This window comes from Pseudonocardia sp. (genome assembly GCF_025965585.1).
Lineage (GTDB): Bacteria > Actinomycetota > Actinomycetes > Mycobacteriales > Pseudonocardiaceae > Pseudonocardia.
On sequence record NZ_JAOPWR010000417.1, the window covers coordinates 1 to 8,152 of the forward strand.

Annotated in this window: 10 protein-coding genes; 8 read left to right on the forward strand and 2 right to left on the reverse strand. The window is 72.7% G+C overall.

The window, feature by feature from the left end; all coding sequences use genetic code 11:
- The coding region (locus JWR81_RS25700; protein WP_297658436.1) for an acyl-CoA carboxylase subunit beta at positions 1-1,552 on the reverse strand (1,552 nt) is incomplete at its 3' end.
- A gap of 171 nt (positions 1,553-1,723) precedes the next feature.
- Between JWR81_RS25700 and JWR81_RS25705 the strand changes: the two genes are divergently transcribed.
- The 3 genes from JWR81_RS25705 to JWR81_RS25715 all read left to right on the forward strand — a co-directional run bounded on the left by JWR81_RS25705 (position 1,724) and on the right by JWR81_RS25715 (position 4,014).
- The gene (locus tag JWR81_RS25705) at positions 1,724-2,542 is read left to right on the forward strand and encodes a biotin--[acetyl-CoA-carboxylase] ligase (RefSeq protein ID WP_297658438.1); all 819 of its coding nucleotides are present in this window, start codon (positions 1,724-1,726) and stop codon (positions 2,540-2,542) included.
- Between the two features lie 61 nt (positions 2,543-2,603).
- The gene (locus JWR81_RS25710; RefSeq protein ID WP_297658440.1) at positions 2,604-3,089 is read left to right on the forward strand and encodes a PH domain-containing protein; all 486 of its coding nucleotides are present in this window, start codon (positions 2,604-2,606) and stop codon (positions 3,087-3,089) included.
- A complete protein-coding gene (locus JWR81_RS25715) occupies positions 3,079-4,014 on the forward strand; it encodes a hydroxymethylglutaryl-CoA lyase (protein ID WP_297658445.1) in 936 nt (311 codons plus the stop codon). Before JWR81_RS25710 ends, JWR81_RS25715 begins: the two co-directional genes overlap by 11 nt.
- 49 nt (positions 4,015-4,063) lie before the next feature.
- Here the strand turns inward: JWR81_RS25715 and JWR81_RS25720 are convergent, their stop codons facing one another.
- A complete protein-coding gene (locus JWR81_RS25720; RefSeq protein WP_297658447.1) occupies positions 4,064-5,011 on the reverse strand; it encodes a LysR family transcriptional regulator in 948 nt (315 codons plus the stop codon).
- 155 nt (positions 5,012-5,166) lie between these two features.
- Between JWR81_RS25720 and JWR81_RS25725 the strand changes: the two genes are divergently transcribed.
- The 5 genes from JWR81_RS25725 to JWR81_RS25745 form a co-directional block, all read left to right on the forward strand.
- Positions 5,167-5,460 carry a hypothetical protein gene (locus JWR81_RS25725; RefSeq protein WP_297658449.1) on the forward strand — a complete coding sequence of 98 codons (294 nt, stop codon included), beginning with the start codon at positions 5,167-5,169 and terminating at the stop codon, positions 5,458-5,460.
- Between the two features lie 110 nt (positions 5,461-5,570).
- Entirely contained in the window at positions 5,571-6,413 is an 843-nt protein-coding gene (locus tag JWR81_RS25730) for a MoxR family ATPase (RefSeq protein WP_297658458.1), read from the forward strand.
- A 34-nt stretch (positions 6,414-6,447) separates the two neighbouring features.
- Positions 6,448-7,584: a VWA domain-containing protein gene (locus tag JWR81_RS25735; RefSeq protein ID WP_297658452.1), complete on the forward strand. Its 1,137-nt coding sequence runs from the start codon at positions 6,448-6,450 to the stop codon at positions 7,582-7,584.
- A gap of 13 nt (positions 7,585-7,597) precedes the next feature.
- The gene (locus JWR81_RS25740; RefSeq protein WP_297658454.1) at positions 7,598-7,906 is read left to right on the forward strand and encodes a hypothetical protein; all 309 of its coding nucleotides are present in this window, start codon (positions 7,598-7,600) and stop codon (positions 7,904-7,906) included.
- On the forward strand, positions 7,903-8,152 hold a 250-nt coding region (locus tag JWR81_RS25745; protein ID WP_297658456.1), incomplete at its 3' end, for a hypothetical protein. The genes JWR81_RS25740 and JWR81_RS25745, both read left to right, overlap by 4 nt.

Genomic DNA, 8,152 nt, shown 5'->3' on the forward strand with positions numbered 1-8,152 from the left:
GGATGACCGCGTCGACGTAACCCCGGTCGGCGGCGATGTAGGGGTTGGCCAGCGTGTCCTCGTACTCGCTGATCAGCTCCGCGCGCAGCGCCTCGGCATCGTCGGCGGCGGCCAGCTCCTTGCGGTACAGGATGCCCACCGCACCCTGCGCGCCGATGACGGCGATCTGGGCGGTCGGCCAGGCCAGGTTGACGTCGGCGCCCAGGTGCTTGGAGCCCATCACGTCGTAGGCGCCGCCGTAGGCCTTGCGCGTGATCACCGTGACCAGCGGGACGGTGGCCTCGGCGTAGGCGTAGATCAGCTTGGCGCCGCGGCGGATGATGCCGTTCCACTCCTGCTCGGTGCCGGGCAGGAAGCCGGGGACGTCGACGAACGTGACCACCGGGATGTTGAACGCGTCGCAGGTGCGCACGAACCGCGCGGCCTTCTCGGAGGCGTCGATGTCGAGGCAGCCTGCGAACTGGGTGGGCTGGTTGGCCACGACCCCGACGGACTTCCCCTCGATGCGGCCGTAGCCCACCACGATGTTGGGCGCGAACAGCTCGTGCACCTCGAGGAACTCGCCCTCGTCGACCACGCGGTTGATGACCTCGCGGATGTCGTAGGGGGTGTTCGGGGAGTCCGGCACGATCGTGTCGAGCTCAAGGTCGGTGTCGGTCAGTGTGTCGGCGATGGAGCCCGCCGTGGGCTCCGGCGCGGGGTAGACGGGCGGCTCGGAGAGGTTGTTGCTCGGCAGGTAGCTCAGCAGCTCCTTGACGTAGGAGATCGCGTCCTCCTCGTCGCTGCCGTTGTAGTGCGCGACGCCGGACTTGACGTTGTGCGCCTTGCCGCCGCCCAGCTCCTCCATGCCGACGTCCTCACCGGTGACCGTCTTGATCACGTCGGGGCCGGTGATGAACATGTGGCTGGTCTCGTCGACCATGACGATGAAGTCGGTGAGCGCGGGGGAGTACACCGCACCGCCCGCCGACGGGCCCATGACGAGCGAGATCTGGGGGATGACGCCGGAGCTGCGGACGTTGCGGACGAAGATCTCGCCGTAGAGGCCGAGCGCGACCACGCCCTCCTGGATGCGCGCGCCGCCGCCGTCGTTGATGCCGATCATCGGGCAGCCGATCTTCAGCGCGAGGTCCATGACCTTGACGATCTTCTCGCCGTAGACCTCGCCGAGCGCCCCGCCGAACACCGTGGCGTCCTGGCTGAACACCGCGACCTGGCGGCCGTCGATGGTGCCGGTGCCGGTGACCACGCCGTCGCCGAACGGGCGCTTGGCCTCCATGCCGAAGTTCGTGGACCGGTGTCGTGTCAAGGCGTCGATCTCGACGAACGAGCCCGGGTCGAGCAGCTGGTCGATGCGCTCGCGGGCGGTCTGGCGGCCCTTCGCGTGCTGGCGCTCGACCGCCGCCTCGGTGCCGGCGTGCACGGCGCCCTCAGAGCGCCGGTAGAGGTCGGCCAGCTTGCCGGCGGTCGTGTGGCTGTCATTCTCCACGCTGGCCGGCTCGTCGGCGGCGGCGCCGGACGCGTCGCCGAGCGGCTCCGTTGCTGCAGTCATGGCCCGGGAGCCTAACCGGCCGGTAACCGCCCGGGAGGGTGCACCGACGCGGTCTGCGTCACGCCCGGCCGTCGAGCGCCGCCGCGCGCCCGGCGACGCGTTCCGCCCGCCCGTCGCGTCCCCCCCTGTCCCGGACACGGCCTGTGGTCACCCCCGGTAGCGTCCCACGTCATGAATCGGACCACCCGGCCCCTGGATCCCGAGGAACTGCGCGCAGCGCTGCTCGGCACCTGGGCGCAGGTCGACGTGGTCGCGACCACGGGATCCACCAACGCGGACCTGCTCGCCGCGGCCGCCGCGGGAGCGCCCGACCGCACCGTCCTCGTCGCCGAGCACCAGCAGGCCGGGCGCGGGCGGCTCACCCGCTCGTGGGTCTCGCCCCCGGGCTCGGGCCTGACGGTCAGTGTGCTGCTGCGGCCCACCGGCGTCCCCGCATCACGCCTCGGTTGGCTGCCGCTGCTCACCGGGATGGCGCTGCTCGACACGGTGCGTGACCTCGGTGTCGCGACCGCCGGCCTGAAATGGCCCAACGACCTCCTGCTCGGCACCGGGCAGCGCAAGGCCGCGGGGATCCTCGCCGAGGTGGCCGATCCCGTGCGGCCGGCCGTGGTCGTCGGGATCGGGCTGAACGTGGCCGACGCCCCGCCCGACCAGGCAGGCGCCACCTCGCTGGCCGCCGAGGGCGTCGACGTCGACCGCGCCGACGTGCTCGTCGCGCTGCTGGGCAGGCTCGCCGAGCGCGAGCAGGCGTGGCGGGGCGGCCGCGGCGACCCCGACGCCGGACGCCTGCGCGCCGACTACCGCGCCGGGTGCGCGACCCTCGGTGCCGAGGTCCGGGTCGAGCTCCCTGGCGGCACCGTCCACACCGGGATCGCCGAGGACGTCGACCGGGACGGGCGGCTGCTGCTGCTCGACCCCGCAGGCCACCGGAAGGCGGTCGCCGCGGGTGACGTCGTGCACGTCCGCCCCACGGACCACGGATCGGCTTGACTCTCGGCCCGGCAGGCCGGGCGGGACACGGAAGACCGGGGCGGGCGCTACCGTGGCCCGCGTGGCGTATCCGGACGAACTCCTCGTCCCCGGCGAGCAGATCGTCATGCACAAGCACCCGCACTGGAAGATGCTCGTGCTGCCGGTGCTCGTGCTGCTCGTCGTGGTGGCCGTGGCAGCCTTCCTCGCCGCCCTGATCCGCGCCCAGACATGGGCGTCGTGGGGCTGGCTCGCCCTCGCGGTGATCGCCGTCGGGGTGGTCGGCCGGTTCACGGTGTGGCCGGTGCTGCGCTGGCGCACCACGCACTTCGTCGTCACCACGCGGCGGGTGCTGGTCCGCGACGGCGTGCTGTCGCGACAGGGGATCGACATCCCGATGAGCCGGATCAACAGCGTGCAGTTCCGGCACGCGATCGTGGAGCGCATGCTCGGCTGCGGCACGCTGATCATCGAGTCGGCGTCCGACGAGCCGCTGGAGTTCGACGACGTACCGGGCGTGCAGCGGGTGTACGCACTGCTCTACCAGGAGGTGGCCGATGAATCCTAGGAGTCTCCCGATGAGGGTGCCGGCCGCCGGGCTGCCCGCGGAGGTCACGATCTACGAGGTCGGCGCGCGCGACGGCCTGCAGAACGAGTCCACCGTCGTGCCCGTGGAGGTCAAGGCGCAGTTCCTGGACCGGCTCGCCGACGCGGGCCTGTCGGTGCTGGAGGCCACCAGCTTCGTCCACCCGGCGTGGGTGCCGCAGCTCGCCGACGCCGAGCAGCTGCTGAAGATCCTCGCGCGGCGCGCGGGCCTGGACTATCCGGTGCTCGTGCCCAACGACCGCGGGCTGGACCGCGCGCTCGCGGCCGGTGTCGGCCACATCGCGATCTTCGCCAGCGCCACCGAGACATTCGCGAAGCGCAACCTCAACCGCACCCTCGACGAGCAGTTCGCGATGTTCGAGCCGGTGGTCACCCGGGCCCGCGCCGAGGGGCTGCGGGTGCGCGGCTACGTCTCGATGTGCTTCGGCGACCCGTGGGAGGGCCCGGTGGAGCCGGCGCAGGTGGCCGCGGTCGCGCGCCGGCTCGTCGACATGGGGTGCGGGCAGCTCTCGCTGGGGGACACGATCGGCACCGGCACCCCCGGCCACGTCGACGCCGTGCTGGACGCGTGCGTCGTGGCTGATGTGCCGGTCAACCAGCTCGCCGTGCACTTCCACGACACCTACGGCCAGGCGCTGGCCAACACCCTCGCCGCGCTGCGCAAGGGCGTCACCACCGTCGACGCCAGCGCGGGCGGCCTCGGCGGCTGCCCGTACGCGGAGTCGGCCACCGGCAACCTGGCCACCGAGGACCTGGTCTGGATGCTGGACGGCCTGGGCGTCGCCCACGGCGTGGACCTCGACGCGCTGGTCACCACGAGCGCGTGGATGGCCGGGCAGCTGGGCCGTCCGTCCCCGTCGCGGGTGGTGCGGGCACTCTCGGGCTGAGCCCGCCCACCGGTTCGCCACCGCCCGCGCCCGCTCCAGGCGGGGCGTCTCAGCTCCAGATGGTGACGTACACCGGGGGACGGAAACGCGAGGGCGGCACCCCGGTGCCGGGGGAGCGCAGCAGCTTCATCGCCTCGGGCGTGCCGAGGAAGTGCCGCAGCGACGCGGCGGCGGGTGAGCGTCGGTCCAACGCCAGCGTGGTGGCGTGCCAGCACAGCTCCAGCGGCGTGCCCGGCACGTCCACCACCTGCAGCTCACGACGACGCAGCTGGTGCACGGCGAGGTGCGCGATACCGGGGGCGACGCCGGCCCCGCGCACCGCGGCCTCCCACGCCGCCGTCTGGTTGGGGAACACGCTCAGCCGGGACTCGGGCACGCCGAGGCCGCGCAGCAACCGGCTCACGTCGCTGTCCGGGTCGGTGGCCGCCGGCTCCACCAGCCACGGCCACTGCGACGGTGCGCCGCGCAGGCGCGCGTCGGGCGAGGCGAGCACCACGAGCCGGCAGCGGAAGATCGGCTCGCTGACCAGCCCGAGACTGCGGTCGCCCCCGAGGAAGGGCCCCAGCGCGACGTCGGCGAGCCGCTGCGAGACCAGCACGCCCATCTCGGCGGTGGCCGACACCCCCGCCGACACCTCGATCGACCCGGCCGAACGTGCGGTGAACGCGTCGGCCAGCGGGCCCGCGACGAACTCCACGAGCGAGCTGGGCGCCACCAGCCGCAGCTGCTCGGCCGCGCCCCGCGCCGACCGGACCGCCGACTCGGCCTCCGCGCCGAGCGACACCATCTGGGCGGCGATCGTCAGCAGCCTGCTGCCGCCTGCCGTCATCGTCATGCCGCTGCCGCTGCGGGTGAGCAGCGGGTCGTCGAGGTACTTGCGGAGGGCGGCGAGTGCCTGGGAGACGGCGGGCTCGCTGACCCCCAGGGCGTTCGCCGCGGCCTTGACCGATCCGAGGCGGGCCACCAGCACGAAGGCGCTCAGCTGGGTCAGGGTCATGGGCACATTGTGACCTGGACCTCCTCCGACGCCGGCATTGCTGCTAAGTGATCGGTTATTCGCCGATTGCCCGAGCGTGTGTCCTGGAGCACCATCAGGGACGACGGCGCGACTACGATGGTGCCGTCCAGCAGCGTGGCGAGGAGGTTCGGCGGATGGTCCACGAGGACGACGACGAGGCGAAGTCCGTGCTGCGCAGCATCTGGTCCGCCCAGCGGCAGAGCGGCACCGACATCGGCCGCAGTACCGGCAAGGTGTGCAGGAACATGAAGAACATCGGCTTCGGCGGCCTCTCCGAGGGCGGCGCGGAGGGCGAGTCCACCGCGGGCCCGGTCGACGACGACCAGCGCAGCGCCTGGCGCGAGCGCCTCGAGCGCGAGGGCAAGGTCGCCCCCGGCTCCACCAGCCTGCGTGAGGTCCTGCTGGGTTCTGCGGAGACCGGGCGCTGAACGACGACGACTCGCCGGTGCCCGCGCCCGGCAGCGCCCCGGGCGGTGTCCCTCCCGGCAGCGCCCCGGGCGGTGTCCCTCTCGGCAGCGCCCCGGGCAGTGTCACCGAGCTGACCGAGACGCTGCGCCGCGCCGACTACCTGGCCGACCGCGGGCTCGCGACGGCTGTGTACGTGGCGCTGTCGCTGCGCCGCCCGCTGCTGCTGGAGGGCGAGCCCGGCGTCGGCAAGACCGAGATCGCGAAGGTGCTGGCGACCGTGCTCGGGCGCGACCTGATCCGCCTGCAGTGCTACGAGGGCATCGACACCAACCAGGCGCTCTACGAGTGGGACTACGCGCGCCAGCTGCTGCACATCCGGGCGATGTCCGAGCGGGGGGTCAGCGACGACGCGGCGGTCGAGAAGCTGTTCGGCCCCGCGTTCCTGCTCGAACGGCCGCTGCTGCAGGCCGTGCGTGCCGGGGACCGGGCGGTGCTGCTGATCGACGAGATCGACCGCGCCGACGACGAGTTCGAGGCGTTCCTGCTGGAGATGCTCTCGGACTTCCAGATCAGCATCCCCGAGGTCGGCACGATCAGCGCCACGTCGCCGCCGTTGGTGGTACTCACCTCCAACCGCACCCGCGAGCTGCACGACGCCCTGAAGCGCCGCTGCATGTACCACTGGATCGACTATCCGACCGAGGAGCGCGAGGTCGAGATCGTCACCGTGCGCCAGCCGGGTGTGAGCCGGGAGCTGGCGCGCAAGGTCGTGGCTGCGGTGCACCGGCTGCGCGAGATGGACCTGGCCAAGCCGCCCGGCGTCGCGGAGACGATCGACTGGGCCCGCACGCTCGAGTTCCTCGGCGAGACGGACCTGACGCCGGACGCCGCCGACGTCACGCTGGGCTCGGTGCTCAAGGAGCGGGAGGACATGGAGCTGGCCCGCGACAACCTCGACGAGCTCACGGCGTGACCGCCGACGTACTCCTCCCCGCGGAGGCTGCGTCATGACGGAGGCGGGAGAGGAGCTCGTCGGAGTGCTCGTGGCGTTCGGGCGGGCGCTGCGGGCGCGGGGCGTCTCCGTCGGGTCGGGCGACGTCGCCACGTACTGCGCGGCGATGGTGCCGTTGGACCCCACCGATCTGCTCGACCTGTACTGGGGCGGTCGCACCACGCTGATCAGCAGGCGCGACCACGTCGAGGTCTACGACGAGGTGTTCCGCGACTTCTTCCTCGGCGAGCGCAACCCCGTCGAGGAACTGCTGCGGCTGAAGGTCGACACCGCGGTCGAGGCCGAGGCGGTACTGGAGGTGCCCGCCACCGAGCCGCCCGACTCCGAGAGCGAGGAGGAGGACGAGACCCGGCTCGGGCTCGTCGCCTCGGGCGTGGACACGTTGCGGCACAAGTCCTTCGCCGCCTGCACCCCTGCCGAGCTGCGGGCGCTGCGCCGCCTCATGGAGCAGATCCGGCTCACCCCCCCGCGGCGCCGCACCCGGCGCACCCGTCCCGCCCCCCGGCGCGGGATGCCCGACCTGCGTCGCACCGTCCGTGACTCGCTGCGGATGCACGGCGAGCCGGTCGGGCTGCGCCACAAGCGCAAGCGCGTCAAGCTCCGGCCACTGGTGCTGATCCTCGACGTGTCGGGCTCGATGGCCGACTACTCGCGCGCGCTGCTGCAGTTCGCCTACTCCGCGGGCCGGGCGGCCCAGAAGGTGGAGGTGTTCTGCTTCGGCACCCGGCTGACACGGATCACCGTGCCCCTGCAGAAGCGCAGCCCCGACGAGGCGCTCGCCGAGGCGGCCGCGCACGTCGTCGGCTGGGAGGGAGGTACGCGCATCGGCGACTCCCTCGACGAGTTCGTGCGCGGCTGGGGCCGGCGTGGCGTCTGCCGCGGCGGGGTGGTGGTGATCTGCTCCGACGGGCTGGACCGCGGCGACCCCGACACCCTGGCCACCGCGATGGAGCGGCTCACCCGGCTGTGCCACCGCATCGTGTGGATGAACCCGCACAAGGGCGACAACGCCGCCTACCGGCCCTCCACCATGGGCATGATGGTGGCCGAGCCGTACATCGACGTGCTGCTGTCGGGCCACGACCTCAGCAGCCTCACCGAGCTCGCGGTGCTGCTGCCCGAGCTGCGTTAGAAGGGACGACCGCGTGATCAGGTGGAGCGTCGGCATCGAGGCCGAGGGCGACCGCGTCATGGAGCTCGAGGAGGTCGTCGAGCTGGCCGACGCCGTGGCCCCGGCAGGCGGGATCGCCTCCGGCATCGGAACCAACCGCTACGGCGCGCAGCTCGTCGTGGAGGCGGAGACCCGCGAGAAGGCCCTCGAGCGGGGCCGCGCCGAGTTCGACGCCGCCGTGAAGAAGGCGGGGCTGCCGGCCTTCCCCGTGGTGCGGGCCGAGGCCGTGAGCGAGGCCGAGGACTACGACGCGGACTTCGAGCCGGGCACGGCCCCCGGATGATCCGGCTGGGGTCGCTCGCCGGGTACGCGTTCTCCGGGCCGCGCGTGCTCGGTAGCTGGACGCCGCCCGAGCGGCCCGGCGTCTACGCCGTGCTCTACAAGCCCGAGCCCGAGACGAAGCCCGAGAAGTACGCGGTGATCTACGTCGGGCACGCCGACGACCTCGCGGCCGAGGGCCTCCCGTTCCGGCACAAGCGCTCGCCGTGCTGGGTGAAGCGCGCGGGCTCGAAGTGGAAGGTGCACATCG